Source organism: Nonomuraea sp. NPDC001699, from assembly GCF_053596455.1.
Genome location: NZ_JBSFGF010000028.1, coordinates 70,722 through 94,219 on the forward strand (window position 1 = coordinate 70,722; position 23,498 = coordinate 94,219).

The 23,498-nt window shown below is 73.8% G+C and carries 27 protein-coding genes and 1 pseudogene; 17 read left to right on the plus strand and 11 right to left on the minus strand.

Annotation, left to right across the window (positions count from 1 at the left end; translation table 11 throughout):
* The first annotated feature begins 91 nt into the window (after positions 1–91).
* On the plus strand, positions 92–2,512 hold the full coding sequence (locus tag ACWCSU_RS45350) for a ribonucleoside-diphosphate reductase subunit alpha (RefSeq protein WP_449942584.1): 2,421 nt from the start codon (positions 92–94) through the stop codon (positions 2,510–2,512).
* Positions 2,494–3,525, plus strand: coding sequence for a ribonucleotide-diphosphate reductase subunit beta (locus ACWCSU_RS45355; RefSeq protein WP_357708426.1), 1,032 nt, complete (start codon positions 2,494–2,496; stop codon positions 3,523–3,525). Before ACWCSU_RS45350 ends, ACWCSU_RS45355 begins: the two co-directional genes overlap by 19 nt.
* A gap of 33 nt (positions 3,526–3,558) precedes the next feature.
* Here the strand turns inward: ACWCSU_RS45355 and ACWCSU_RS45360 are convergent, their stop codons facing one another.
* Positions 3,559–3,897 (minus strand): ArsR/SmtB family transcription factor, encoded by a 339-nt coding sequence (locus tag ACWCSU_RS45360; RefSeq protein WP_449942585.1) that lies wholly within the window; start codon positions 3,895–3,897, stop codon positions 3,559–3,561.
* Between the two features lie 97 nt (positions 3,898–3,994).
* Between ACWCSU_RS45360 and ACWCSU_RS45365 the strand changes: the two genes are divergently transcribed.
* On the plus strand, positions 3,995–5,407 hold the full coding sequence (locus ACWCSU_RS45365) for an MFS transporter (protein WP_449942586.1): 1,413 nt from the start codon (positions 3,995–3,997) through the stop codon (positions 5,405–5,407).
* Here ACWCSU_RS45365 and ACWCSU_RS45370 read toward each other — a convergent pair.
* A complete protein-coding gene (locus ACWCSU_RS45370) occupies positions 5,404–5,700 on the minus strand; it encodes a DUF4287 domain-containing protein (RefSeq protein WP_449942587.1) in 297 nt (98 codons plus the stop codon). The two genes, ACWCSU_RS45365 and ACWCSU_RS45370, sit on opposite strands and share 4 nt — an antisense overlap.
* 103 nt (positions 5,701–5,803) lie before the next feature.
* On the opposite strand from ACWCSU_RS45370, the gene ACWCSU_RS45375 reads away from it, so the two are divergent.
* Positions 5,804–6,649: an alpha/beta hydrolase gene (locus ACWCSU_RS45375; RefSeq protein WP_397044899.1), complete on the plus strand. Its 846-nt coding sequence runs from the start codon at positions 5,804–5,806 to the stop codon at positions 6,647–6,649.
* A gap of 143 nt (positions 6,650–6,792) precedes the next feature.
* Positions 6,793–7,509 (plus strand): alpha/beta hydrolase, encoded by a 717-nt coding sequence (locus ACWCSU_RS45380; RefSeq protein ID WP_449942588.1) that lies wholly within the window; start codon positions 6,793–6,795, stop codon positions 7,507–7,509.
* 120 nt (positions 7,510–7,629) lie between these two features.
* On the opposite strand, the gene ACWCSU_RS45385 is transcribed toward ACWCSU_RS45380, so the two are convergent.
* Genes ACWCSU_RS45385 through ACWCSU_RS45395 form a run of 3 tightly spaced genes read right to left on the minus strand, consistent with a single transcriptional unit; the run spans position 7,630 to position 9,945 of the window.
* Positions 7,630–8,271 carry an NAD(P)-dependent oxidoreductase gene (locus ACWCSU_RS45385; RefSeq protein WP_357709914.1) on the minus strand — a complete coding sequence of 214 codons (642 nt, stop codon included), beginning with the start codon at positions 8,269–8,271 and terminating at the stop codon, positions 7,630–7,632.
* Positions 8,268–9,101: an SGNH/GDSL hydrolase family protein gene (locus tag ACWCSU_RS45390; protein WP_449942589.1), complete on the minus strand. Its 834-nt coding sequence runs from the start codon at positions 9,099–9,101 to the stop codon at positions 8,268–8,270. The genes ACWCSU_RS45385 and ACWCSU_RS45390 overlap by 4 nt, the downstream gene beginning before the upstream one ends.
* 52 nt (positions 9,102–9,153) lie before the next feature.
* Positions 9,154–9,945 carry an SDR family NAD(P)-dependent oxidoreductase gene (locus ACWCSU_RS45395; RefSeq protein ID WP_449942590.1) on the minus strand — a complete coding sequence of 264 codons (792 nt, stop codon included), beginning with the start codon at positions 9,943–9,945 and terminating at the stop codon, positions 9,154–9,156.
* Positions 9,946–10,014: 69 nt separating this feature from the next.
* On the opposite strand from ACWCSU_RS45395, the gene ACWCSU_RS45400 reads away from it, so the two are divergent.
* Together ACWCSU_RS45400 and ACWCSU_RS45405 are read left to right on the plus strand one after the other, a co-directional pair.
* On the plus strand, positions 10,015–10,482 hold the full coding sequence (locus ACWCSU_RS45400; RefSeq protein ID WP_364102928.1) for a MarR family winged helix-turn-helix transcriptional regulator: 468 nt from the start codon (positions 10,015–10,017) through the stop codon (positions 10,480–10,482).
* A gap of 124 nt (positions 10,483–10,606) precedes the next feature.
* Positions 10,607–11,362: a sigma 54 modulation/S30EA ribosomal C-terminal domain-containing protein gene (locus ACWCSU_RS45405; protein WP_364102925.1), complete on the plus strand. Its 756-nt coding sequence runs from the start codon at positions 10,607–10,609 to the stop codon at positions 11,360–11,362.
* A 55-nt stretch (positions 11,363–11,417) separates the two neighbouring features.
* Here the strand turns inward: ACWCSU_RS45405 and ACWCSU_RS45410 are convergent, their stop codons facing one another.
* Positions 11,418–11,672, minus strand: a complete 255-nt coding sequence (locus tag ACWCSU_RS45410; RefSeq protein ID WP_449942591.1) for a pyridoxamine 5'-phosphate oxidase family protein — start codon at positions 11,670–11,672, stop codon at positions 11,418–11,420.
* Between the two features lie 219 nt (positions 11,673–11,891).
* Between ACWCSU_RS45410 and ACWCSU_RS45415 the strand changes: the two genes are divergently transcribed.
* From ACWCSU_RS45415 to ACWCSU_RS45445, 7 genes are all read left to right on the plus strand, one after another.
* Positions 11,892–13,058 (plus strand): globin domain-containing protein, encoded by a 1,167-nt coding sequence (locus ACWCSU_RS45415; RefSeq protein WP_449942592.1) that lies wholly within the window; start codon positions 11,892–11,894, stop codon positions 13,056–13,058.
* Positions 13,059–13,123: 65 nt separating this feature from the next.
* Positions 13,124–13,615, plus strand: coding sequence for a hypothetical protein (locus ACWCSU_RS45420; protein WP_449942593.1), 492 nt, complete (start codon positions 13,124–13,126; stop codon positions 13,613–13,615).
* 14 nt (positions 13,616–13,629) lie between these two features.
* Positions 13,630–14,187, plus strand: a complete 558-nt coding sequence (locus tag ACWCSU_RS45425; protein WP_449942594.1) for a hemerythrin domain-containing protein — start codon at positions 13,630–13,632, stop codon at positions 14,185–14,187.
* On the plus strand, positions 14,180–15,625 hold the full coding sequence (locus tag ACWCSU_RS45430; RefSeq protein WP_357709893.1) for a beta/alpha barrel domain-containing protein: 1,446 nt from the start codon (positions 14,180–14,182) through the stop codon (positions 15,623–15,625). Before ACWCSU_RS45425 ends, ACWCSU_RS45430 begins: the two co-directional genes overlap by 8 nt.
* Positions 15,622–16,026, plus strand: coding sequence for a hypothetical protein (locus ACWCSU_RS45435; protein WP_449942595.1), 405 nt, complete (start codon positions 15,622–15,624; stop codon positions 16,024–16,026). Before ACWCSU_RS45430 ends, ACWCSU_RS45435 begins: the two co-directional genes overlap by 4 nt.
* Positions 16,019–16,390, plus strand: coding sequence for a hypothetical protein (locus tag ACWCSU_RS45440; protein WP_357709889.1), 372 nt, complete (start codon positions 16,019–16,021; stop codon positions 16,388–16,390). Before ACWCSU_RS45435 ends, ACWCSU_RS45440 begins: the two co-directional genes overlap by 8 nt.
* Positions 16,387–16,824, plus strand: a complete 438-nt coding sequence (locus tag ACWCSU_RS45445; RefSeq protein WP_364102901.1) for a hypothetical protein — start codon at positions 16,387–16,389, stop codon at positions 16,822–16,824. The genes ACWCSU_RS45440 and ACWCSU_RS45445 overlap by 4 nt, the downstream gene beginning before the upstream one ends.
* Positions 16,825–16,916: 92 nt before the next feature.
* Here the strand turns inward: ACWCSU_RS45445 and ACWCSU_RS45450 are convergent, their stop codons facing one another.
* A complete protein-coding gene (locus ACWCSU_RS45450; protein WP_449942596.1) occupies positions 16,917–17,366 on the minus strand; it encodes a hemerythrin domain-containing protein in 450 nt (149 codons plus the stop codon).
* Between the two features lie 202 nt (positions 17,367–17,568).
* On the opposite strand from ACWCSU_RS45450, the gene ACWCSU_RS45455 reads away from it, so the two are divergent.
* On the plus strand, positions 17,569–18,339 hold the full coding sequence (locus ACWCSU_RS45455; RefSeq protein WP_449942597.1) for a class I SAM-dependent methyltransferase: 771 nt from the start codon (positions 17,569–17,571) through the stop codon (positions 18,337–18,339).
* Here ACWCSU_RS45455 and ACWCSU_RS45460 read toward each other — a convergent pair.
* Together ACWCSU_RS45460 and ACWCSU_RS45465 are read right to left on the minus strand one after the other, a co-directional pair.
* Entirely contained in the window at positions 18,308–18,637 is a 330-nt protein-coding gene (locus ACWCSU_RS45460) for a hypothetical protein (RefSeq protein WP_449942598.1), read from the minus strand. The genes ACWCSU_RS45455 and ACWCSU_RS45460 overlap by 32 nt on opposite strands.
* 2 nt (positions 18,638–18,639) lie before the next feature.
* The gene (locus ACWCSU_RS45465; RefSeq protein WP_357709880.1) at positions 18,640–19,221 is read right to left on the minus strand and encodes a hypothetical protein; all 582 of its coding nucleotides are present in this window, start codon (positions 19,219–19,221) and stop codon (positions 18,640–18,642) included.
* A gap of 207 nt (positions 19,222–19,428) precedes the next feature.
* Here ACWCSU_RS45465 and ACWCSU_RS45470 point away from each other — a divergent pair, with 207 nt between their 5' ends.
* Positions 19,429–19,974: an RICIN domain-containing protein gene (locus ACWCSU_RS45470; protein WP_449942613.1), complete on the plus strand. Its 546-nt coding sequence runs from the start codon at positions 19,429–19,431 to the stop codon at positions 19,972–19,974.
* A 78-nt stretch (positions 19,975–20,052) separates the two neighbouring features.
* Here the strand turns inward: ACWCSU_RS45470 and ACWCSU_RS45475 are convergent.
* Positions 20,053–21,693: pseudogene (locus ACWCSU_RS45475) on the minus strand (FAD-binding oxidoreductase); the annotation flags it as partial.
* Between ACWCSU_RS45475 and ACWCSU_RS45480 the strand changes: the two are divergent.
* Positions 21,577–22,035, plus strand: coding sequence for a MarR family winged helix-turn-helix transcriptional regulator (locus ACWCSU_RS45480; protein ID WP_364102877.1), 459 nt, complete (start codon positions 21,577–21,579; stop codon positions 22,033–22,035). The pseudogene ACWCSU_RS45475 and the gene ACWCSU_RS45480 overlap by 117 nt on opposite strands.
* A gap of 37 nt (positions 22,036–22,072) precedes the next feature.
* On the opposite strand, the gene ACWCSU_RS45485 is transcribed toward ACWCSU_RS45480, so the two are convergent.
* The gene (locus ACWCSU_RS45485) at positions 22,073–23,494 is read right to left on the minus strand and encodes an MDR family MFS transporter (protein WP_449942599.1); all 1,422 of its coding nucleotides are present in this window, start codon (positions 23,492–23,494) and stop codon (positions 22,073–22,075) included.
* Between the last annotated feature and the right edge of the window lie 4 nt (positions 23,495–23,498).

Below are 23,498 nucleotides of genomic sequence, written 5' to 3' on the forward strand. Positions count from 1 at the left end.
GGACGGTACCGGCGAGAGGGCTGTGGCGCCTCGCCGTCTGCCTCCTGCGCGTGTTCTCGGCACCTGACCGAGTTCACGAGGGGAGAGCGAAGTGACGGTCACAGGGGACCCGATGACGGACCTGGCCGAGGCGGCGGGGGCGGACGACGGGAGGCCCGCGCCGCGGCGCGTCCAGATGCAGGTGCGCAAGCGCAACGGCACCGCCGAGCCGGTCGACGTCAACAAGATCGTACGCGCGGTGGAGCACTGGGCGACCGATCTGACGGACATCGACCCGATGCGGGTGGCCACCAAGACGATCAGCGGGCTCTACGACGGGGCCACCACCGCCGAGCTGGACCGGCTGTCCATCCAGACGGCCGCCGAGATGATCGGCGAGGAGCCGCAGTACTCGCGCCTGGCCGCGCGGCTGCTGTCGGGCTACATCGACAAGGAGGTCCGCGGGCAGGGCGTGGCCTCCTTCAGCCAGGCGATCCGGCTGGGCCACGCCGAGGGGCTCGTCGGCGACGAGACCGCCGAGTTCGTCAACGCCAACGCCCGCAAGCTCGACGACGCCATCGACGTCACCGCCGACCTGCGGTTCGAGTACTTCGGGCTGCGCACGGTCTACGACCGCTACCTGCTGCGCCACCCGTCCACCCGGCTGGTGGTGGAGACGCCGCAGTACTGGCTGCTGCGCGTGGCCTGCGGGCTGGCCGAGACGCCCGCCGAGGCCGTCGGGTTCTACCGGCTCATGTCGTCGCTGGCCTACCTGCCCAGCTCGCCGACGCTGTTCAACTCCGGAACCCGGCACACCCAGATGTCCTCCTGCTACCTGGTCGACTCGCCCCGGGACGAGATCGGCTCCATCTACGACCGCTACGCCCAGGTGGCGCAGCTGTCGAAGTTCGCCGGCGGGATCGGCATCTCCTGGTCGCGGGTGCGCTCGCGCGGCGCGCTGATCCGCGGCACGAACGGGCACTCCAACGGCATCGTCCCGTGGCTGCGCACGCTCGACGCGTCCGTGGCCGCCGTCAACCAGGGCGGCCGCCGCAAGGGCGCGGCCTGCGTCTACCTGGAGCCCTGGCATCCGGACGTCGAGGAGTTCCTGGAGCTGCGCGACAACACTGGCGAGGACGCCCGCCGCACCCACAACCTCAACCTGGCCAACTGGATCCCCGACGAGTTCATGCGCCGCGTCGAGGCCGACGAGCCGTGGTCGTTGTTCGACCCCGACGAGGTCCCGGAGCTGCCCGACCTGTGGGGGGAGGCGTTCGAGGACGCCTACCGCGCCGCCGAGCGCGCCGGGCGGTACGTCCGGCAGATCAAGGCCCGCGACCTGTACGCCAAGATGATGCGCACCCTCGCCCAGACCGGCAACGGCTGGATGACCTTCAAGGACGCCGCCAACCGCCTGTGCAACCAGGCCGCCGAGCCCGGCAACGTGGTGCACCTGTCCAACCTGTGCACCGAGATCATCGAGGTGTCCAGCGACGCCGAGACCGCGGTCTGCAACCTGGGCTCGGTCAACCTCGCCGCCCACCTGACCGGCGACGGCATCGACTGGGAGCGGCTGCGCGCCACCGTCCGCACGGCGGTCACGTTCCTCGACCGCGTGATCGACATCAACTACTACCCGAGCGAGCAGGCCGCGGCCAGCAACCCGCGCTGGCGTCCGGTCGGCCTGGGCGTGATGGGCCTTCAGGACGTCTTCTTCGCCCTGCGGCTGCCGTTCGACTCGGCCGAGGCCAAGGAGCTGTCCACCCGGCTCGCCGAGGAGATCTACCTGTCGGCGCTGGAGACCTCCGCCGGCCTGGCCGAGCGCTTCGGCGCCCACCCGGCCTACGACCAGACGTGGGCGGCACGCGGCAGGCTCCAGCACGACCTGTGGGGGGAGAGCGGCACCCAGGCCGAGCGCTGGGACGCGGTGCGCGCGCGGATCGCCGCCCACGGCCTGCGCAACTCGCTGCTGATCGCGATCGCGCCGACCGCCACCATCGCCTCGATCGTCGGCTGCTACGAGTGCGTCGAGCCGCAGGTGTCCAACCTGTTCAAGCGCGAGACGCTGAGCGGCGAGTTCCTCCAGATCAACAACGCGCTGGTGGCCGAGCTCAAGTCGCGCGGGCTGTGGAACGAGCGCGTCCGGGCCGCCATCAAGCAGGCCGAGGGGTCGGTGCAGGGCATCGCCGAGCTGCCGGAGGACGTGCGCCGGCTGTTCCGCACCGCCTGGGAGCTGCCCCAGCGCGCGCTGATCGACATGGCCGCCGCGCGCTCGCCGTACATCGACCAGAGCCAGTCGCTCAACCTGTTCATGAGCGCCCCGACGATCGACAAGCTCTCCTCGATGTACCTGTACGCCTGGAAGTCCGGCCTGAAGACCACCTACTACCTGCGCTCGCGCCCGGCCACCCGGATCCAGCAGGCCACCGTGCCCCTCGCGCCCCCCGCGCCCCCCGCGCCCCTCATGAACAAGTCCGAGGAGGCCCTGGTGTGCTCCCTGGAGAACCCCGAGTCGTGCGAAGCCTGCCAGTGACCCCCGAGGAGAACGTGATGTTGCTCGACCCGGGCATGAGCCTGACCCTGCGGCCCATGCGCTACCCCCTCTTCTTCGACCGCTACCGCGACGCGATCAAGAACACCTGGACCGTCGAGGAGGTGGACCTGCACTCCGACCTGAAGGACCTGGCCAGGTTGTCGGCGGCCGAGCGCCACCTGGTCAGCCGGCTGGTCGCCTTCTTCGCCACCGGCGACACGATCGTGGCCAACAACCTGGTGCTCAACCTCTACCAGCACGTCAACGCGCCCGAGGCGCGCCTCTACCTGAGCAGGCAGCTGTTCGAGGAGGCGGTGCACGTCCAGTTCTACCTGAACCTGCTGGACACCTACGTGCCGGACGAGGAGGAGCGGTTCGCGGCGTTCGCGGCGGTGGAGAACATCCCGTCCATCCGGCGCAAGGCCGAGTTCTGCTTCCGCTGGATCGACTCCATCGGCAGCCTCCAGCGGCTGGAGACCCGCGACGACCGGCGGGCGTTCCTGCTCAACCTGATCTGCTTCGCCGCCTGCATCGAGGGCCTGTTCTTCTACGGCGCCTTCGCCTACGTCTACTTCCTGCGCTCGCGCGGCCTGCTGAACGGGCTGGCCTCGGGCACCAACTGGGTGTTCCGCGACGAGTCCATGCACATGGCCTTCGCCTTCGACGTGGTCGACGTCGTACGGCAGGAGGAGCCGGACCTCTTCGACGAGGAGATGGCCCGTCAGGTCAGGGAGATGCTGGCCGAGGCGGTGGAGTGCGAGGCCCAGTTCGCCGAGGACCTGCTCGGGCAGGGCGTGCCGGGCATGTCGACCGCTGACATGCGGTCCTACCTGGAGCACGTGGCCGACCGGCGGCTGGCCCAGCTCGGCATCGAGCCGCTGTACGGGTCGAAGAACCCGTTCGCGTTCATGGAGCTGCAGGACGTGCAGGAGCTGTCGAACTTCTTCGAGCGGCGGGTGTCGGCGTACCAGGTGGGGGTGACCGGCTCGGTCAGCTTCGACGCCGACTTCTGACGGCTCCACGTGGTGCGCAGGCCCGGCGGGGGTTCACCCCCGCCGGGCCTGCGCGTCCTCGACGGCGGAGGCGAACCGCAGGATCGGGTCGAGCAGGCCGGGGAAGCGGTCGCTCAGGTCGCGGGCGCGTGCCCGGACCCGCCGGTGACGGCCGTCGACGGTCATGCTGATCAGCCCGGCCTCCCGCATGATCCGGAAGTGGTTGGACAACGTCGACACCGGCACGCCCATGCCGTCGGCGAGCGCGGAGCAGGTGGACTCGGAGGTGGCCCAGGCGCGGCGCACGAGCTCCAGGCGGACCGGGTCGCCGAGCGCGTGGAGCAGCGGCGCGAGGGTCAGGGACTCGCGGGCCGGTTCGGGAAGCGGTCGCATGCCTCCATACTACCAATACTTCGACTTTTCCGAAATATCGAACTATGGTGTGCGATCAGCGTCGCTTCACGACGGCCTGACGAGAGGGAGCACTGCGGTGACCGCACCCGAAAGCACGATGACGCCCGGCGCCGCGGGCGTCCCACCGAACCGGACCGTGTTGCTCGCGGTGGCCTGTCTGGGCCAGTTCATGGTGCTGCTCGACAGCACGATCGTCGGGGCGGCGCTGCCCGACATGCAGATTCGCCTGCACACCCAGCTCAGCGGGTTGCAGTGGATCGTCGACGCCTACGTGCTGCTGGTGGCCATGCTGCTGCTGTCCGGCGGCGTGTTCGCCGACCGGTTCGGCCGCAGGCGGCTGTTCCTGACCGGCGTCGTGGTGTTCACCGCCGCGTCCGTGGTGTGCTCCGTCGCGCCCTCGCTCGGCTGGCTGATCGCCGGACGGGTGCTGCAGGGCGTCGGGGCCGCGGCGCTGAGCCCCGCCTCGCTGGCCCTGATCGGCGCCGCGTACCCGGTCCCGCAGGAACGGGTGCGGGCGATCGGCATGTGGGCCGGGTTCAGCGGCATCGGCCTGGCCGCCGGACCGCTGGCCGGCGGCGTCCTGGTGGACGCCTTCGGCTGGCCGTCGATCTTCCTCGTCAACGTGCCCGTCGGCGCGGTGCTGCTGGTCGCCGGGCTGCGGGTGCTGGACGAGTCGCGCAACCCGGCCGCGCCGGGGATCGACGTCCCGGGCACGGTCCTGTCCGTCCTCGGTGTGGGGGCGCTGACCTTCGCGCTCATCGAGGGCGGCTCCCGCGGCTGGACCTCGCCGGTGATCCTGGGCGGCTTCGCCGTCGCGGTGGTGCTGCTGGCCGCGTTCGTCGTCGTCGAAGGACGCGGTCCGGCGCCGATGTTGCCGCTGCGGCTGTTCCGTCAGCGGCTGTTCACGGTCTCCAACACGGCGATGGCCGTGGTGGGGTTCGCGCTCATGGGCTCGTCCTTCTTCTTCTCCCAGTTCTTCGTCCACGTCCAGGGCAGTTCGATCCTGCGCGCCGGCGTGCAGACCCTGCCCGCGACCCTGGCCATGGTGGTCGTCAGCCCGTACGCGGGCCGGCTCGCCGCCAGGTACGGCTTCCGGATCGTGGTCACCACCGGCCTGGCGCTGGCCGGGCTCGGGCTGGTGGCGCTGGGCTTCGTGCACGCCGACACCGGCTACGGCAACGTGTGGTGGCGGCTGGCCGTCGCCGGCGTCGGGTTCGCCCTGACCATGTCCCCGCTGACCGGGGCCGCCATCCAGGCGGTCGGCCCGCAGGAGGGCGGCCTGGCCTCGGGCGTCAGCAGCACCACCCGGCAGATCGGCGCGGTGCTCGGCGTGGCGGTGCTGGGCGCGGTCGTCCGCACGCGGGAGTCCGGCGGCGCGTCGTTCGAGGCCGGGCTCGGCGGCGCCTTCGTCGTGGCCGGCGTCGTCACAGTGGTCTGCGCGGTGTTCACCGGCCTGTGGCTGACGCGGTCCAAAGCCGCCCGGGGTTAGGTGGTCTCGGGGCGGGTGGCCTTGCCGTCCAGCCAGAGGGTGTCGGACTCGTCGCGGTGGGAGCCGTCGGTGCCGACGTGCTTGGCGTCGATCTTCGGGCCCTTCTTGATCACGTGGACGAGGGCCATGGCGTGGCCGCGGCCGAGGTCGTAGTCCTGCTTGAGCCAGTCGATGATCGTCCCGGCCTTGGTGGAGGGGGCGTCGAAGCCACGTTCCTGGGCCAGCGCGATGAACTGGCGGGGCGTCAGCCCGGTCTTCTCTTCGATGTTGTCCAGATACGCCTGGAACGACATGGCGTTCTCCCTCCGTCGTGGCACGTTGCGGCCTTAGTGTCCCATTGATGGCGGTTCGCCGTTCCAGTGCGGGGGCTGTTCTCAGTAGTGTCGAGGAGTGCAGATGGACGAGCGCGAACTGAGCTCCCCTTGGGAAGGGGTCCTGGTCACTCCGGGTTCGGCCGGCCGTACGGGCGTCCTCGTGCTGGCGGGGTCGAGCGGGCGGATCGAGCGTGACCGGGCCCGCCTCCTCGCCGGGGAGGGGATGACCGCGCTGTCGATCCGGTGGTTCGGGGGCCCGGGGCAGTCGCCCGGCATCTGCGAGATCCCGCTGGAGACGTTCGTGTCGGCCGTCGATCTGCTGGAATCCACCGGGGTCCGGCGGATCTGCGTGCTGGGCATGTCGAAGGGGGCCGAGGCCGCGCTGCTGACCGCCGTCCGGGACCGGCGGGTCGGCGGGGTGGTGGCGCTGTCGCCGACCTCGGTCGTGTGGGGGAACGTCGGGCCGGGGTCCGACGGGGAGAAGCGTCCCTACCGGTCGTCCTGGACGTGGCGGGGGAGCCCGCTGCCGTTCGTCCCGTACGACGACGACTGGGCCGAGGTCGAGCCGGAGCACGGCCCGCTGGCCCTGCGCGCCCTGTACGAGCTCAGCGAGCGCACGTTCGCCGGCCTGCTGCCGGCCGCGGCGATCCCGATCGAGGAGGCGGCGGCCGACGTGCTGCTGGTGGCGGGCGGCGATGACGCCATGTGGCCGTCCGTGCCGTTCGCCGGGCGGCTGGCCGCCCGCCGTCGTGCCGCCGGTCGTACGGTCCGGCTGGTCAGCCGGGCCGAGGCCGGTCACCGTCCGCGCCTGCCGGGGGAGGGGCCCGCTCCCGAGTCACCCGACTTCCTCTACGGCGGCGACCCGGCCGCCGACGCCCGGCTCGGCGCCGACGCCTGGCCGCACATCCTCGATCTGCTGCACGGCTGACCGCGATCTGCTGGTGTGGTACGTTTTCTGGCGCATCGACCCGAGGAGGTGAGACCGATCAACGTTGTGACAGGTCGGGGCTCCCTCGCGCGCATCGCCTAGGGAGCGCCCGCACGAGGCCCCCCGAAAGGCTTTCGACGCGCATGCGTTTCACCTCTCAGACGTCGTCCGACGGCGTCACCGCACGATCCTTCACCCTCGGCGAGATCCCCGGCGTGCTGTGGACCCCGCGGCACGCCGAACCCCGCGGCCTGGTCCTGATCGGGCACGGTGGCGGGCAGCACAAGCAGGCCCCGGGCGTCGTCGGACGCGCCCACCGGCTGGCGGCCGAACGCGGCTTCGCGGCGGCGGCCATCGACGCGCCGGCCCACGGCGACAGGCCCAGGAGCGCCGAGCACGAGCGCGTCATCACCGCGATGCGGGACCGGATGGCCGGCGGGGGCGACCCCACCCCGCTGCTGGCCGAGCTCCACACGTCGCTGGCCGCCCAGACCGTCCCGGAGTGGCGCTCGGTCCTGGACGCGCTCGGCGACCAGGGGCCGGTGGGTTACTGGGGCTTGTCGCTGGGCTGCGCCCTGGGGATGCCGCTGGTGGCCGCCGAGCCGCGGATCGGCGCGGCGGTGCTGGGCCTGAGCGGCACCTCGCTTGCCTCGGCCGAGGCCGCCGCCGGGATCACCGTCCCGGTGCGGTTCCTCCTCCAGTGGGACGACGAACGGGTGCCCCGGGCCGAGGCCCTGGCCCTGTTCGACGCGCTGTCCTCGGCCGAGAAGACGCTGCACGCCAACCCCGGCGGGCACGGCGACGTACCGGACTTCGAGCTCGACGACGCCCTGCGCTTCCTCGCCGACCGGCTGCGCTGAGCCTCCGTACGACGGGAGGCCGTCCGCCGGGCGGCCCCCGAATCCCGTTGCGGCCTGGTGATCGTTGCTCCCGGCCCGCCGGGACCTCGGCGTGTCGTTCTGCGGCGTGGGAAGGGTGGGTCAGGGGCCGCCGGCGATCTCCACGACGGCGTGGCGGTGGTGTTCGTCGGTGACGTGGGTGAGCAGGTAGTGGGCCAGGTCGGCGCGGGAGATCGAGCTCGCCTTGGCCAAGGGGCCGTTCAGGGCGGTTCGGTAGCGGCCGGTCAGGGGGCCGTCGGTGAGCATCGGCGGGCGCACGATCGTCCAGTCGATGTCGTGGGCGGCGGTGACGGCGGCCTCCATGCGTTCCATGTCGGCGTAGCCGTGCCGGTAGAGGCGCTGGATGACGAAGCGGGTGACCAGGCGGCGGCCCAGCGGCGTGCCCGGCGGGATCTCCAGGCCCGCCGACGACAGGCACAGCAGACGGCGCACCCCGCCCTCGCGCATGGCGGCGACGACGTTGGCGGTGCCCTGGGAGTAGACGGTGGTGGGATTGCCGCGGTCGGTGCTGCCCAGGCACGACAGCACGGCCTCGTTCCCGGCGACGGCCGCCCGCCAGGGGCCGGGGGCGAGCACGTCGCCGCCGATCACCCGCACCCGATCGGCCGAAGGGACGCGGGCGGGGTCACGGGCCAGGACGGTGACGTCGTGCCCGGCGGCGACCGCCTGCTCGACCACCTGGCGTCCGGTGCCGCCGGTCGCGCCGAGGACCATGAGCTTCATGCCGCACCGGCCAGCGCCCGTACGACCGCCGCGGTGATCTCGCGCTGGCCCTCGATGCTCAGGTGCACGCCGTCGTCGAGGAAGTGGTGGTCCTCGGAGACGGCGAGCCTGGTGTCCACGGTGAGCTCGGGACGGCCCAGCAGGTGGTCGGAGGTGACGTCGAGATCCTTGGCGGCCCAGCTGATGCCGGCCCGCCGGAAGTGCGGGTAGGCGGCGGCGCGCGGCTCGTCGACGGGGCTGGGGGTGAGCCAGACCCAGCGGACGGGCCCCCGCTCCTGGGCCAGGTCGTGCAGCATGGCCAGGTTGCGTTCGGTCTCGGCGGCGCTGACCAGGGTCGGCGCGCCGGGGGCCAGGTGCTGGGCGTCGTTGGCGCCGATCATGCACAGCACCAGGTCGGGCCGCTGGAAGCCGAGGGCGGGGAGCTGGGTGAGCGCCTGGGTGGTGGTGCTGCCGGTGATCGCCAGATTGGTGAAGCGGACGGCGTCGCCGGGGCGGCACAGCGCGACGAGCCGGCCCAGGATCTCGAACCAGGACAGGCGGTCGGCGGTGGTGCTCTCGCCGATGGCGACGACGTGGAAGGCGTCCCGGGGGCCGTCGGCGCCCTCGGCGTGCAGGGGCAGCCGGTCGACGGCGTCGGCGAGGCCGGGCCGGGCCAGCAGCGTCGCGGCGGCCTGCCGGGCCTGGCGGTCGAAGCCGTCCAGCAGGGAGCGGTAGGCGTCGGCGTCCAGGCCGAACAGGGCGGCGACGCGGGCCTCGTCCGCGCCGATCAGGTAGGGCAGGGCGCCGGGCCGCTGGAACCGGACGAGCCGCTCGGTCATCGGGTCGATCATGACATGGCCTCCGTCTGGACGGTGGGTGCGAGGGACGGGAGGAGCGCGGCGTTCATCCGGAGACCCGTCCGCCGGTGAGGTCGAGGGTCGCACCGGTCACCCAGGCGGCGGCGGGCGAGGCGAGGTAGAGGACGGCCTGGGCGACGTCGGCGGGGTGGCCGACGCGGCCGAGCGGGAACGTCGCGGCGAGCTGGGCGAGCCGCTCGGCGGGCAGGGCGGCGAGCTTGTCGTTGAGCACGGCCGAGGGCGCCAGGCAGTTGACCCGGACGCCGTCGCCGCCCACCTCGGCGGCCAGATGCCGGGCGAACATGACGACGCCCGCCTTGGCCGCCGCGTAGGCGGCGTTGGCGCCCCCGGGCCGGCGGCCCGCGGTGGACGACATCAGGATGATCGACCCGGCGCGCCGCTCCAGCATGCCCGGCAGGAACTCGTGGACGGTGAGGAACACCGAGGTCAGGTCGGACTCCAGGACGGCGCGCCAGCGGCCCGGGTCGAGCCCGGCGGTCGGCGCGGGCGCGCCCTGCCCTCCGGCGAACGGCGCGAGGATCTCCACCGGCCCCAGCGCGGCCTCGACCTCGGCGCGGATGCGGGCCAGGACGGCGGTGTCGGTCACGTCGCCGGGCGCGGCCAGCGCCTGGCCGCCCTCGCCGGTGATCGAGGCGACGACGTGGGCCACCGCCTCGGTGTCGCGGCCGGTGACCGCGACCTTGACGCCGTTGGCGGCCAGCGCGTGGCACGTGGCCGCGCCGATGCCGCGCGAACCGCCGGTGACGAGGGCGACCTTGCCCTCCAGTCCTGGATGCCTGGGCCAGTCGGTCCGATCGGTGGTCATCTCGGTAGCCATCGCATATTGCTTCTCTCTAGAGAAAGGTTCACTCTTGTGAAAGGTTCTGTGCGGAGTACAGTATGCGCTGTGTCCGCGTCCCGCAACCGCCCGATGGGCGTCGCCTTCCTGCTCGCGCAGCTCGGCGCGCACGCCGCCGGCCGCTTCGCCGCACGGGTCGCCGAGCTCGGCCTGTCGCCGTCCGACGTCGGGCTGCTGCGGATGATCGCCTTCCAGCCCGGCCGCAGCCAGCAGTCGCTCGCCGCCGATCTCGGCGTCGTGCCGAGCCGGGTCACCGCGCTGCTCGACCCGCTGGACCGGGCGGGCCTGGTGGAGCGGCGCCGGTCGGCCGGCGACCGTCGCAACCACGAGCTGCACCTGACCGAGCAGGGCGCGCGGGTCATGGAGGACATCAAGAGGACCGCGATGGCGCACGAGGCCGACGTGACCTCCGCCCTCAGCCCCGACCAGCGCGGGCAGCTGCTCGCCCTGCTGGAGCTGATCGCCGCCGACCAGGGCCTGACCCCCGGCGTGCACCCCGGCTACCGCCGCTCCTGACGCCCGCCCCGGCCCGTGGCGGGCCGTAGGTCCCCGCGCGATGGGACCTACGGCTCTGGCAGCCGCATCCGCGCAGGCCGGAGGCTGGGTGCATCACCACCGGATGCGAAGAAGGTGTTCACGAATGAGGCACAGGCCCATCGCCCTTGACGCCGACGACGTTCAGGTCAGGATCCGCGGCGGCGGCGTGCGCGCGGCCGACGTGCGGCGTGCCCGGCACACCGTGGCCGACCTGACCCGGCTCGCCCACGAGCCGGTGCTCGGGGCGACGGTCAAGCTCGCCGCCACAACGGAGGTCGCGGGTGAGCGGCGTACCGCCGAGGCCGTGGTGGACGTCCAGGGCCGGCTCGTCAGGGCCCGGGCCGGCGCCGACTCCACCCGCGCGGCCATCCACCTGCTGGGCGACCGGCTGCGGACGCGGCTGCTGGAGACCAGCAGGGACTGGGAGAACCGGCGCGGACGCCACCCCCGGCCGCCTCACCCCGCCCCGCCCGCCGGGGAACGCCGGATCGTGCGCACTTTCACGGCCGCCCGCGCCGTGCCCGACGAGGCGGCGGTGGACATGGAGGACCTCGACTACGACTTCCTGCTGTTCACCGAGACCGCGACCGGCCAGGACAGCGTGATCTACCGCACCGAGGACGGCTACCGGCTCGCCCAGCTCGACCCCGGGCCCGGCCTGCCGACGCCGACCTGCGCGGCGATCTCGGTCAGCCCGCTGCCCGCCCCCCGCCTCACCACCGGGCAGGCCCTCGACCGGCTGGAGCTGACCGGCTTCCCGTTCGTCTTCTACGCCGACGCCGGAACCGGAGCGGGCTGCCTGCTCTACCGCCGTGACGACGGCGACCACGGCCTGGTCACCACGGCGCACGAAGGCTGACCACCGCGCCGCCCCCGGACCGCGCCGCCCTGGATCGGGGGCGGCGCGGACCGCCTCAGCGGGCGGCCGCGCGGGCGGCGTCGAAGTCGTCGGCCTCGAAGGCCACCACGGCCCGCCGGGTCGCCGCCGCCAGTTTCGACCCGGTCGCGGTACGGATCACGATGGACCGCCCGTCGAGACAGAAGTTCACCGGCTGGACGGCGGGCAGGGCGCGCTCGGTGAACACGATCCGCCCGATGGGCACCGAGGACGGCAGCAGGAAGCACTCCTCCTCGGAGAGCACCTGAAGTCCGGACGAGTCGAGCCGCATGGTCTCCAGGATCCCGGTCCGGCCCCCGCCCCCGGCAGGGACGAAAGTCCCATCTTCCACCGCAGGCCGGCCCTCGGCCGCACGCGCCCGGATGTCCCGTCCGGGACCTTCGGCCCTTCAACTGCGGACGTTCGCCCCGGTGAACGGCCCGGCCGCGCTCCTAGCCTGAGATCCGGCCCGCGATCGCGGGTACGTTCCCCCTGGGACTGTGGAGGTCACATGTTGTCCCCGGAATCCGCCGCCGTCGTCCGCGCCACGCTGCCCGTCGTCGGCGCCTCGCTCGACGCCATCACCGAGCGGTTCTACGCGACGATGTTCGCCGACCGGCCCGAACTGCTGGACGGCCTGTTCAACCGCGGCAACCAGGCCAGCGGCGAGCAGCGCAAGGCGCTGGCGGCCTCCGTCGCCGCCTTCGCCACCATGCTCCTGGACCACCCCGGCCAGCGCCCCGACCACCTGCTCGCGCGCATCGCGCACAAGCACACCGCGGTCGGCGTCACCGACGACCAGTACGTGATCGTCCACAAGTACCTGTTCGGCGCGATCGCCGAGGTGCTGGGCGAGGCCGTCACCCCGCAGGTCGCCGCCGCCTGGGACGAGGTCTACTGGCTGATGGTCGGCGCCCTGATCGCGATGGAGGCCCGCATCTACGCCGAGGCCGGCGCCGTCGAAGGCCGCACGTGGCGGCGCTGGCGGGTGGCCGGTCGCCGCGAGGAGACGCCCGACGTCGCCTCCTTCCTGCTCAGCCCGATCGGCGAGGAGCCGCCGCCGCCCGCCCGCCCCGGCCAGTACGTCAGCGTCCAGGTCGAGATGCCCGACGGCGTGCGCCAGCTCCGCCAGTACACGCTGTCCAACGCCGGCGACGGCCTGCGCAGGATCACCGTCAAGCGCGTGGACGACGACCCCGCGGGCGAGGTGTCCACCCTGCTGCACGCCACCGTGCGCCAGGGCGACGAGCTCACCCTGTCGGCGCCCTTCGGCGACGTGACGCTGGACGACTCCGAGGCGCCCCTGGTCCTGGTGAGCGCAGGCATCGGCTGCACCCCCATGGTGGCCATGCTCGACCACCTGGCCGCCACCGGCTCGCGCCGCCGCGTCCTGACCCTGCACGCCGACCGCTCGCCCGACCGGCACGCGCTGCGCGAGGACATGGCCCGCCTGGCCCCCGAGCACGTCTTCTGGTACGAGCACGGCGCCCAGGTCGCCGACCGCGACGGCCTGATGGACCTCGGCGACGTCCCGATCCCGCAGGGCGCGGTGGCCTACCTGTGCGGGCCGCTGCCGTTCATGCGCGAGGCGCGCGCCGCGCTGCTGAGGGCGGGCGTGGCGGCGCGCGACGTGCGCTACGAGGTCTTCGGCCCCGACCTGTGGCTGGCCGCCGGCTGACGCCCCCGGCGATCAACCCGCGATCCACCCTCGATCCACCCTCGATCCACGTGAGGAGCATTGACATGAGCGCTGTCCGAGGCGCGGCGAGGGCGCTGCTGGGCGCCGCCGGCGCCGCGATGGTGGCCGCCGGGCCCGTCATGGCCGCCCGGGGCCTCCAGGCACGCGGCGAGATCCGGGACGAGCTGCGCCGCCAGGCCATCAGCTTCCCCGGCAAGGGACTGCCCGCCGAGCTCGCCGCCCACCAGGGCCGCGACGTGCTGACCGGCCCGCAGGCCAGGGCCTACGCCCAGGTGATCGGCCGCAACGTGCTGACCGCCACCGGCGGCCGGACGTACGCGCAGGTCAGCGCCGAGCTGTTCGCGGCGGGCGACGAGGACGCCGAGCTGGAGAGCCTGCGGCAGACCGCCTTCACCGGCCAGATGTTGCGCGCCTCCCTGCTCAACGCCTACCAGGCCTGGCAGCTCGGCAACCTGGTCATCGGCCTGGGCGGGCTGCTGACCGTCACCGGCGCCGCCCTGCTGGCCACCGGCGCCACCCTCGCCGGCGACGAGTGAGGGGGAGGCGGACCATGCGACCGGCGACGTCCGGAACGACACAGCTGGAGGACTGTGTGCTGTCCATCGGCCATCACTTCACCGAGACCTTCCACGCCGAGCACCGCGAGGTCAGGGACCTGCTGCTCGCGCTGATCGACGCCTTCCGGACCGGCGCGGCGGCGCGGGTCGGGGAGCTGGTGGAGGCCCTGTCGGCGGCCGTCGGGCCGCACTTCCGCTACGAGGAAGAAGCCATGTATCCCGGCCTGAGATCCGTCTTCGGCGCGCACTACGTGGACAAACTGCTCAGCGATCACGACGACACGATCCGCAACATCCGCGAGCTGACCGAGCTGGCCGACCTGGCCGCGATCGACGGCCTGGGCGAGCTCGACGAGAACCAGGCCGCCTGGGGCATCGCCCTGGTCCGGGAGATCCTGCCGCACGTCGGCGACTGCGACGGCCTGTCCCTCATGGTCGAGACGCTGCCCGAGGACGACGTCGTGCACATCCTGGCGACCCGCGAGGTGGCCAGGGAGATCAACGCCGACGTGCTCACCTGGGCCGGGACGCTGCGGGCGCGACGTGTCTGAGGCCGTGACCGAGGCCGTGACCGAGGCCGCGCTCCCCGTCCTGATCCAGGGCGGCATGGGCGTCGGGGTGTCCGGATGGCGGCTGGCGCGCGCGGTGGCCCGTACCGGGCAGCTCGGCGTGGTGTCGGGCACCGCCCTGGACGTCACCCTGGCCCGCCATTTGCAGCGCGGCGACCCCGGCGGCCACCTGCGCCGGGCGCTGGCCTGCTTCCCCATCCCCGGGATCGCCGAACGGGTGCTCGGACGCTACTTCGTGCCCGGCGGGATCGCGCCCGGCACTCCGTACCGGCCGGTGCCCCGGCTCGGGCTGCGGCCCAGCAGGGCCCGCGACGAGCTGGCCGTGGTCGCCAACTTCGCCGAGGTCTTCCTGGCCAAGCAGGGCCACGACGGGCCGGTCGGCGTCAACTACCTGGAGAAGATCCAGCTCGCCACGCCCGCCGCCGCGTACGGCGCGATGCTGGCCGGCGTCGACTACGTGCTGATGGGCGCCGGCATCCCGGCGGAGATCCCCGCGCTGCTCGACGCCTTCGCCGCGCACCGCCCGGCCGAGATCACCGTCACGGTCGCCGAGGCGGGAGAGGCCCGCCACACGACCGGACTCGACCCGGCCGCGCTGTGGCCCGCGCCCGCCGAGCCGCTGCGGCGCCCCAAACTGCTGGCGATCGTCTCCTCCCACGTGCTGGCCCTCTACCTGGCCCGCTCGCCCGTGACCAGGCCCGACGGGTTCGTCCTGGAGTCGCCGGTGGCCGGCGGGCACAGCGCGCCGCCGCGCGGCCGGCTGCTGCTGGACGAGCGCGGCGAACCCGTCTACGGGCCGCGCGACGAGGCCGACACCGCCAAGGTCGCCGCGCTCGGGCTGCCGTTCTGGCTGGCCGGCGGGTACGCCGTCCCCGGCGGCGCGGCCGGAGCGCGGGCCACCGGGGCCACCGGCATCCAGGTCGGGACGGCGTTCGCCCTGTGCCGGGAATCGGGCCTGGACGACGGCCTGCGGCGGCGCATGCTCAGCCGGGCACGCCGGGGCGCGCTGGAGGTCCGCAACGACCCGCGTGCCTCGCCCACCGGCTTCCCGTTCAAGGTCGCGAGCCTGCCCGGCACCCTGTCGGAGCCCGAGGTGCACGACCGGCGTCCGCGGCTGTGCGACCTGGGCTACCTGCGCACCCCGTACGCCAGGCCCGGCGGCGCGATCGGCTACCGCTGCCCCGCCGAACCCGTGGACGCCTACGTCCGCAAGGGCCGGCCCGCCGAGGAGGCCGAGGGCCGCCAGTGCCTGTGCAACGGGCTGACCGCCGCCATCGGCCTGGGCCAGCGCCGCGCCGACGGCTACCACGAGCCCGCCCTGCTCACCCTGGGCCAGGACCTCGGCTTCCTGGACGGCCTGCCCGACGACCACTCGGCCGCCGACGTCGTGGACCACCTCCTGCGAGGAGCACCCGCATGACCGCCCCACCCGGCCGCGGGCCGCTGCGCCGGGTCCGGCGCGACGTCGCCGCGAGCCCGTTCATCGTGATCTGGGAGGCCACCCGCGCCTGCGCGCCGGCCTGCCTGCACTGCCGCGCCGAGGCCGTGCCCGACCGGAACCCGGCGGAGCTGGGCACGGAGGAGGCGTACCGGCTCGTGCGCCAGGTGGCGGACTTCGGCGCGCCCCCGCCGCCGTTCACCGCGCTGCGCGACCCCGACCGGCTGGGCGGGCGGTGCGGGGCGTGCGAGTTCCGCACGATCTGCGGCGGCTCCCGCTCACGCGCCTACGCCTGCTCCGGCGACGTGCTCGGCGAGGAGCCGTGGTGCGCCTACGAGCCGGGCAGCTTCCCCTGCCAGAAGGAACCGGCCGCCCATGTTTGAGAGGAGAAGGGCCGGCGGGCTGGCCGCGCCCTACGACACGATGCTGGCCGCGTACGCCGCCGCGCTGGCCGGCTCGCCGCTGGCCGCCTCCAGCCGGGCCAGCTACCTGCGCCGGGTCGGCCGCTACCTGACGTGGGTCGCCGCCGCCTCGGCCCGCGGCCTGCTGGCGGGCGAGCCGCTGGCCGACACGACCGAGGCCGTCCGCACCGCGCACGCCTACCACGGCGAGCTGGACGGCCGCTACGCCGCCAGCACGATCAACAGCACCCTGGCCGCCCTGGAGGACTTCTACGCCCGCCTCCACCTCGGCGCGACCGGCATCCCCCGCCGCCAGGCCGCCGGAGAGCGGGTGGGCGCGCGATGACCTGGTGGTCGGTGGTGCGTTTCCTGCACGTGCTCGGGGCCGCGCTGTGGGTCGGCGGCCAGCTCGCGGTCTCCCTCGTGCTGCTGCCCCTGGCCCGCCGCCTGCTCGACGAGGAGCGCCGCGCCCGGATGCTCGACGCCGTCGGACGCCGTTTCGGCCTGCTCACCGCCGCCCTGTTCCTGCCCCTCCAGCTCGCCACCGGCCTGGCCATCGCCTGGCACAAGGGCGTCACCTGGGCCTCGCTCACCGAACCCGGCTACGGCCGCGTCCTGGCCGCCAAACTGCTGCTCTTCTGCGCCGTCATGGCCGCCGCCGCGCTGCACGGCTGGGCCGCGGCCCACGCCCGCCCCCGCCTGGCCCGCGCGATGGCTGTCAGCGCGCTGGCGGGGTCGATCGGCGTGGTCCTGCTGGCCGCCGCGCTGCCCGCCACCTGATCATGGCCGATCGGACGTACGGAAAGGGACTTTGGTCCCTGACGGCGGCACGGCCGGCAGCGGGACTGACCCGCTCCGGAGGCGCGCGCCGGTCAGCCGGTCGTCGCGGGCGACGGGCCGGGCGTGATGCGGTCCCAGGCGGCCATCGGCAGCATGATGACGGCCGCCGGGAACAGGCCGTGCTCCTCGTGGTCGATGTGCCAGTGGAGACGGTCGAGGGCGTCCAGCACGGCGGGCCAGTCGGGCGCGGCCGGGTCGACCGCGCCGAGGATGCCGTGGATGTCGGCGTGCTCGGCGCACAGCCGCTCCACCTCCTCGGCCAGCGACCCTTCGGCGCGCAGCTCGGCGAACAGCCCGCTCTCCTCGGCGTCGGTGTGCGGGACGAGCCCGGCCATCAGCTCCTCCAGCAGTGACACGGCCTGGCCGTGACGCAGCTCCCCGATGGCGCGGCGCAGCGCCCCAGCGCACTCCTGGATGTCCCAATGCTCCTGGGACAGGCGGCCGATCAGCGGAAACTCCCGGCAGCCGCAGTAATTGCACATGGTCACGTCCTTACAGGAGGGTTGCTTGCCGAGGACGACAGCCGGAGCGCACACCTGCGCGTCCTGCTCCTCAGGCCGCCCTGGCCTCCACCCTTCCCGGCGGGACGCCGCCCCGGTCAGGGCCGAAAGTCCCGCATCGGCCAGGCCCTCCGTCGGGAAAACCACGTGACGGGCGCCGTCGGCGTCGGGGACGATCATGGTCATGGGGTATGACGAGCTGGTGGCGGAGGCGTCGTCGGCGGCGATCGAGGGCTGGGACTTCGCCTCCCTGCGCGGCCGGGTCGTCGAGGAGCCGCTGCCCTGGAGCTACGAGCGGCTGCTGCGGGAACGGCTGCCCGGCGCGGGCTCGCTGCTGGACCTGGGGACCGGCGGCGGCGAGTTCCTGTCCGGGCTCGGGCCGCTGCCGCCGCGCACCGCGGCCACGGAGGGCCACCCGCCCAACCTGCCGGTCGCCCGCCGCCGTCTGGAGCCGCTGGGCGTCGAGGTGGCCGTGGTCCGGGAGGACGACGTGCTGCCGTTCCCCGGCCGGGCGTTCGACGTGGTGGCGAACCGGCACGAGTCGTACGACCCGCGCGAGGTCCGCCGCGTACTGGCCGAGGACGGGGTCTTCGTCACCCAGCAGGTGGGCGGCCGCGACCTCGAAGACCTCAACCGGGCCCTGGACGCGCCGCCGCTCGCGTACCGCGGGTGGGGCCTCGCCCGTGCCGCCGCCGGTCTGGCCGAGGCGGGGCTCACCGTGACGTGGAGCGCGCAGGCGCGGGTGCGGACGGTGTTCCACGACGTCGGGGCGCTCGTGCTGTTCCTGCGGATGGTGCCCTGGCAGGTCCCCGGCTTCGACGCCGTCCGGTACGGCCACCGCCTGCGCGCCCTGCACGAGCGGATGGCAGACGGCCGCCCCCTGACGGCGTACGCCCACCGCTTCGCCCTGCTGGCCCGCCGGTCTACCGGAAGCGGGGGCGCGGAGGGACGGTGACGGGTCGTCCCGTCCGGGCTGACTCGTAGGCGGCTTCGACCAGGGCGACCGCCGCCGCCGCCGCGTCGTCGCCCGGCGCGTGGTTGGGGCCCCGGCCCGCGATCAGCTCTCCGAACGCCTCCACCGGCGCGTGCTTGGCCCACGCGGCGTGGCTCGGATCGGGGGACAGGCGGATCCGGGCGCCGTCGGGCGGGGGGACGGGCGCGGGCCCGCGCCGGCAGCTCGCGCTCCCGCGCGGCCACCTGACCGGCGGGGACGCGCCGCACCTGAGGTCCGGCCGGAACGAGCACGGGCTCATTCTCACATGCTCCACGCCTCGTGGATCGTGGTGACGGCCGAGGAGACGGGCCGCCCGCCGGGCCGCGTGACGGCCGGAGCGCCCGGCACGGGCACGCCGTCGACGGTGATCGAGGCGTGCTCGCAGGGGATGATCTGCATCGACAGCCCGTGGCTGACGCCCAGCAGCGGGAAGTCGGCCATCGCGAACGGCCTGGCGTCCAGCGGCCCGGTGATGGCGACCGCCAGCCCGGCCGCCGTGGCGTGCGCGCCCGTGGCGGGGTCGACGCGCAGCTCCACGTCCGCCCGTTCCACCCGCGCGACGGGCCAGGACGGCAGCGCCGTGGCCTCGTCGAAGTGCCGGACGAAGTGCTCCTCGATCCACGTCCCCAGCCGGAGGTCGTCGCCGACGACGCGCAGCCCGGCGGGCGTCCACACCACCAGGACGGCCCCGGCGCCGTGCGTGGACCAGTCCACCTGCCACAGGGAGGCGTACCCGGTGGGGGTGTCGCCGTCGTACAGGGTGACGTACGGGTTGGCCCCGGCGAGCAGTGGCCGGCGGGTCAGGTAGGCGCTCGCGGGCGTGCTTTCACTGGTGCTGAGCATGAACCGATCATGGACGCTCGCACCCCTCGCGGGCCAGCCCGTTGCGGGATTCCGCAACCCGTCCCGTCTGAGTAGGGCGGTACTCATGCCCTCCCGCCGCCCAGGGCGCAGCCTTCAAGGGACGGAACGCACGACGGAAGGGAGCAGGCGATGCGTGAGGGCGTACATCATCGGCGGATCGGCCGCAGGGCGCTGCTGGCGGTGATCATGGTCGTGTCGGTCGCCGTGCCCGTGTGGTCGGCGGCGGCGCCGGCCTCCGGAGCCGTGGCGGCACGCGAGCGGACGCTCGCCGAGCCCTGGTCCTACCTGTTCGAGATCCGCCGGCGCTTCCCCGCGCCGGAGAAATGCGTGGACGTCGACAACGGCTACACCTTCGACGGCGCCAACGTGAAGCAGTGGGAGTGCGTCGACGTCCCGCAGCAGCACTGGCAGTACCAGCGGGCGGCGCCCGGGAGCGAGTGGTTCTTCCTGCGCGCCCAGCACAGCGGCAAGTGCCTCGACGTCGACAACGGCTACACCTTCGACGGCGCCAACGTGAAGCAGTGGCAGTGCGTCGACGTCCCGCAGCAGTTGTGGCGCTGGAAGTACGCCTACACCGACGCGTGGTGGAACACCTTCTACTTCCTGGAGAACCAGAAGAGCGGCAAGTGCCTCGACGTCGACCACGGCTGGACCCACAACGGCGCCAACATCCAGCAGTGGACCTGCGACGAATACGCCGGCCAGCAGTTGTGGTACTTCCGGCCCGTGTGACCGGGCCGGGCGTCCGCGAGGCCGCCCCGGGGCCGTCCGGCCGGCCTCGCGTCCGGACGTGGCCGGCGGGATGTTGTGGTTGACGCGGAAGAGCTGGGCCGGGTCGTACCGGGCCTTGAGCGCGGCCAGCCGCCGGTGGTCCTCCTCGGAGTAGGCCCGCCTGACCCGCTCCGGGGCCGAGTCGTGGTCGAACAGGAACCCCGGCAGCATGGCGCCGGTGTCCCAGGGCCGCAGCCGGTCCAGCACCTCGTCGGCGGCCTCGCGCGCGGCCCCGGCCTGTCCGGGCGGGGCCGGCAGCCGCATCCACAGCAGATAGGCCGCGCCCCGGGTGCCGACCGGGTGCGGACGGCCCGGCGGACGATCGAGTGCCCCGCCCAGGTGACGGAGCTGGATGCCGGGGGACGGGCCGTCCGCCCGCGCGGGGTCGATGAACGAGGCCAGCTCCGCCGCGGCGTCGTCGTCCAGGTCGCGCAGCAACGCGCTGCGCAGGTGAGCCGAGACCGGGTGCCGGGGGTCCTGGTAGATCCCGGTGACGCTCGGGTACGGCATGGCCGCGCAGGTGTCCTTCTCCGGGCCGAGCGCGCGCAACGGCGCCACCAGGCGGGCGCCCAGCTCCTCGCCCCCGACGCAGAGCGTCCGCACCTGCACCATCGAGCGGCCCCGGAACGCCTCCGGCAACTGCGGCACGTCGGGGAAGCGCACGAGCGTCACGGAGGACGACATCTCCTCCGGCTGCTCCCTGGCCCAGGCAAAGTAGGAGCGGAGCAGGCGGGCGGTGTGCACGGGGTCCTCGCCCGGGTAGTACAGCTCGCCGCCGTGGACGGTGCGCAGCGGCAGCAGCTCGATCTCGGCCGCGACGACGACGCCGAAGTTGCTCTTGCCGCCCCGCACCGCCCAGAACAGGTCGGGCTCCCGGTCGGGCGAGACGGTCCGCAGCAGGCCGTCGGCGGTGACGACGTCGAGCGAGCGGACGCGGTCGGCGGCGAAGCCGTACGTGCGGGCGGCCAGCGGGAGGCCGCCGCCGGTCAGGAAGCCCATCACGCCGACCTCGCCGGACGATCCGCACAGCGGCGCGAGCCCGTGCCCGGCCGCCGCGGTGATCACCTCGCTCCAGCGCAGCCCCGCGCCGATCCGCGCGGTGGCGGCGTCCGGGTCCACCGACAGCTCGCGCAGCCCGCCGGTGGCGATGAACACGGCTCCGTCGGCCGGCACCGACTTGCCGTGCCCGGTGGACTGCACCGCGACCGGCCGTCCGGTCCGGGCCGCGTACCGGACGGCGGTGGCCACGTCGTCGGCGTCGGCGGCGAGCACGACGACCGCGGGCCGGTGCTCGACCGTCAGCAGCCAGCCCGAGCAGGCGTCCTCGAAGCCGTCGTCGCCCGGGTGGAGTGTGCGGCCCCGGATCCGCGCGTCCAGGCCCGTCAGGTCGTGCGCGTCCGCGCCGCCGGGGGCGGACACGGTCGTGACGGGGGTCGTCCGGTCGTCGGTCGGGGTGTTCGGCATGTCGGTTCCGTCTCCCTTGATAGTTGGTCGTGCCAACGTTGGCGCGGCCAACAATACAGACAATCGTGGGTTGTGCCAACGACTTGTTAGATTGCCTCTGTGAACACCCCGGAGACGAGGCCGCCGGAGCGGCTGCGCGCGCTGCCGAGCAGGCTGACCAACCATGCGGCGCTGACCGCCAACCGGATCGTGGACCAGGCGTTCGCCCAGGCCCATCTCCGGCGCTACCACTACGCGCTGCTGGCCGCTCTGGAGGAGTACGGCCCGGCCAGCCAGGCCGACCTCGGCCGGCGTACCGGCATCGACCGCAGCGACGTGGTGGCGACCGTCAACGACCTGGCCGGACGCGACCTCGTCGAACGCGCGCCCGACCCCGAGGACCGCCGACGCAACGTCGTCACCATCACGGCGGAGGGCCGCGAACGGCTGGACGAGCTCGACCGCCTGCTGGCCCGCGCCCAGGACGAGTTCCTCGCCCCGCTGCCCCCCGCCGACCGCCGCCAGTTGATCGACCTGCTCACCCGCCTGGCCGAGCACCACGGCGGCCACCCCGTGTGACCCGGCCCCGACGGTGTCGACGAGGCGGGCGGCCGAGTCACGCGGGCGAGGTCCGCGGTCGTCGCGCCGACCGGAAGAGCGCCACCGGGACCAGCGTGATCAGGCACAACCCGAGGGCCCACCAGAAGGCGGTGCCGTAGGCGTGCGCCGGGTCGGCGCCCTGGCGCAGCCGGCTGTCCAGGACGGTCGTGAGGATGGCGGTGCCCAGCGAGCCGCCGAGCCGGTTGACGACGTTCAGCGCGCCCGCGGCGCCCGGCGTCTGGTGCTTGTCCACGGCCCCGTACGCCGCCGCCATGGTGGGCGCCGAGACGCCGCCGATGCCCAGGCCGTAAAGGACCAGGCAGGCGGCCAGCAGCCAGGTGCCCGGACGGGCGGGCGCCTGGGTGAAGACGAGCAGCCCGGCGAGCGAGAGCACGAGCCCGGCGGTTACGACGGCGCGCGGGCCGTGCCGGTCGGCCAGCCGTCCGGCGGCGAACGAGCCCACGGCGGCCCCGAGCGCCTGCGGGGTGAGCAGCAGGCCGGTCCAGAGGGTGCTCGCCTGCCGGTCGTGCTGGAAGAACAGCGGCAGCAGGATCATGGAGCTGTAGAGCGAGGCCCCGAGCAGGAACAACGCCACGCAGGCGGCGGCGAAGCGGCCCCGGGCGAACAGGCGCACGTCGATCAGCGGCTCGCGGCGGGTGCGCAGCGCGTGCACGAGGTAGCCGGCGACCAGCGCCAGCCCGGCGCCCACGGTGGCCAGGACGGCCGGCGCGCCCGCCCCCTCGCGGCCGCCGGCCATGGTCAGCCCGTAGACCACCGCCGCCAGGCCGGGGGAGAGCAGCACCAGGCCGAGCAGGTCGAGCCGGGACGTGCCCGGAGCGGTCTCGTCCCCGGTCAGGACGCGGGTGGCCACCGGCAGGACGACCAGGCAGATGGGCAGGTTGAGGTAGAAGATCCAGCGCCAGTCGAGCTGCTGGACGACCAGCCCGCCCACGATCGGGCCGAGCACCGGGGCGAACATGACGGGGATCGTCAGCACGCTCATGGCCCGCCCGATCCGGGACGGCCCGGCCGCCTGGGCCAGGATCGTCTGCCCGATGGGGTTCATCAGACCGCCGCCGACGGCCTGCACGAGCCGGAAGGCGATGAGGGCCGGCAACGACCAGGCCAGCCCGCACAGGGCCGAACCGGCCGTGAAGACCGCGACGGCGGCCATCCACATGCGCCTGGCCCCGTACCGCCGGCTCAGCCACCCCGACAGGGGCATGACCACCGCGATCGCGAGCAGGTAGCCGGCCGCCACCCACTGCACGTCGGTCAGCGACGTGCGGAAGTGCGCCGCCATGGCGTCGGCCGCGATGCCCACGGCGGTGGCGTCGATCGTGGCCAGGATCGGGGCCGCGATCAGGACGATCCCCATGCGCAGCAGTCGCGGGTCGAGCCGGTCGCGGGCGGCCCCCGACGGAGAGGTGACGGTCATCGCA

Bases quoted from the DNA above. Each gene is read 5' to 3' on its own strand.
- ACWCSU_RS45360 (WP_449942585.1), bottom strand. From the start codon at position 3,897: ATGCGACCGCTTCCCGAACCGGCCCGCGAGTCCCTGACCCTCGCGCCG.
- ACWCSU_RS45370 (WP_449942587.1), bottom strand. From the start codon at position 5,700: ATGTCGTTCCAGGCGTATCTGGACAACATCGAAGAGAAGACCGGGCTG.
- ACWCSU_RS45375 (WP_397044899.1), top strand. From the start codon at position 5,804: ATGGACGAGCGCGAACTGAGCTCCCCTTGGGAAGGGGTCCTGGTCACT.
- ACWCSU_RS45380 (WP_449942588.1), top strand. From the start codon at position 6,793: ATGCGTTTCACCTCTCAGACGTCGTCCGACGGCGTCACCGCACGATCC.
- ACWCSU_RS45385 (WP_357709914.1), bottom strand. From the start codon at position 8,271: ATGAAGCTCATGGTCCTCGGCGCGACCGGCGGCACCGGACGCCAGGTG.
- ACWCSU_RS45390 (WP_449942589.1), bottom strand. From the start codon at position 9,101: ATGATCGACCCGATGACCGAGCGGCTCGTCCGGTTCCAGCGGCCCGGC.
- ACWCSU_RS45395 (WP_449942590.1), bottom strand. From the start codon at position 9,945: ATGGCTACCGAGATGACCACCGATCGGACCGACTGGCCCAGGCATCCA.
- ACWCSU_RS45405 (WP_364102925.1), top strand. From the start codon at position 10,607: ATGAGGCACAGGCCCATCGCCCTTGACGCCGACGACGTTCAGGTCAGG.
- ACWCSU_RS45410 (WP_449942591.1), bottom strand. From the start codon at position 11,672: ATGCGGCTCGACTCGTCCGGACTTCAGGTGCTCTCCGAGGAGGAGTGC.
- ACWCSU_RS45415 (WP_449942592.1), top strand. From the start codon at position 11,892: ATGTTGTCCCCGGAATCCGCCGCCGTCGTCCGCGCCACGCTGCCCGTC.
- ACWCSU_RS45420 (WP_449942593.1), top strand. From the start codon at position 13,124: ATGAGCGCTGTCCGAGGCGCGGCGAGGGCGCTGCTGGGCGCCGCCGGC.
- ACWCSU_RS45425 (WP_449942594.1), top strand. From the start codon at position 13,630: ATGCGACCGGCGACGTCCGGAACGACACAGCTGGAGGACTGTGTGCTG.
- ACWCSU_RS45435 (WP_449942595.1), top strand. From the start codon at position 15,622: ATGACCGCCCCACCCGGCCGCGGGCCGCTGCGCCGGGTCCGGCGCGAC.
- ACWCSU_RS45440 (WP_357709889.1), top strand. From the start codon at position 16,019: ATGTTTGAGAGGAGAAGGGCCGGCGGGCTGGCCGCGCCCTACGACACG.
- ACWCSU_RS45445 (WP_364102901.1), top strand. From the start codon at position 16,387: ATGACCTGGTGGTCGGTGGTGCGTTTCCTGCACGTGCTCGGGGCCGCG.
- ACWCSU_RS45450 (WP_449942596.1), bottom strand. From the start codon at position 17,366: ATGTGCAATTACTGCGGCTGCCGGGAGTTTCCGCTGATCGGCCGCCTG.
- ACWCSU_RS45455 (WP_449942597.1), top strand. From the start codon at position 17,569: ATGGGGTATGACGAGCTGGTGGCGGAGGCGTCGTCGGCGGCGATCGAG.
- ACWCSU_RS45460 (WP_449942598.1), bottom strand. From the start codon at position 18,637: ATGAGCCCGTGCTCGTTCCGGCCGGACCTCAGGTGCGGCGCGTCCCCG.
- ACWCSU_RS45465 (WP_357709880.1), bottom strand. From the start codon at position 19,221: ATGCTCAGCACCAGTGAAAGCACGCCCGCGAGCGCCTACCTGACCCGC.
- ACWCSU_RS45470 (WP_449942613.1), top strand. From the start codon at position 19,429: ATGGTCGTGTCGGTCGCCGTGCCCGTGTGGTCGGCGGCGGCGCCGGCC.
- ACWCSU_RS45485 (WP_449942599.1), bottom strand. From the start codon at position 23,494: ATGACCGTCACCTCTCCGTCGGGGGCCGCCCGCGACCGGCTCGACCCG.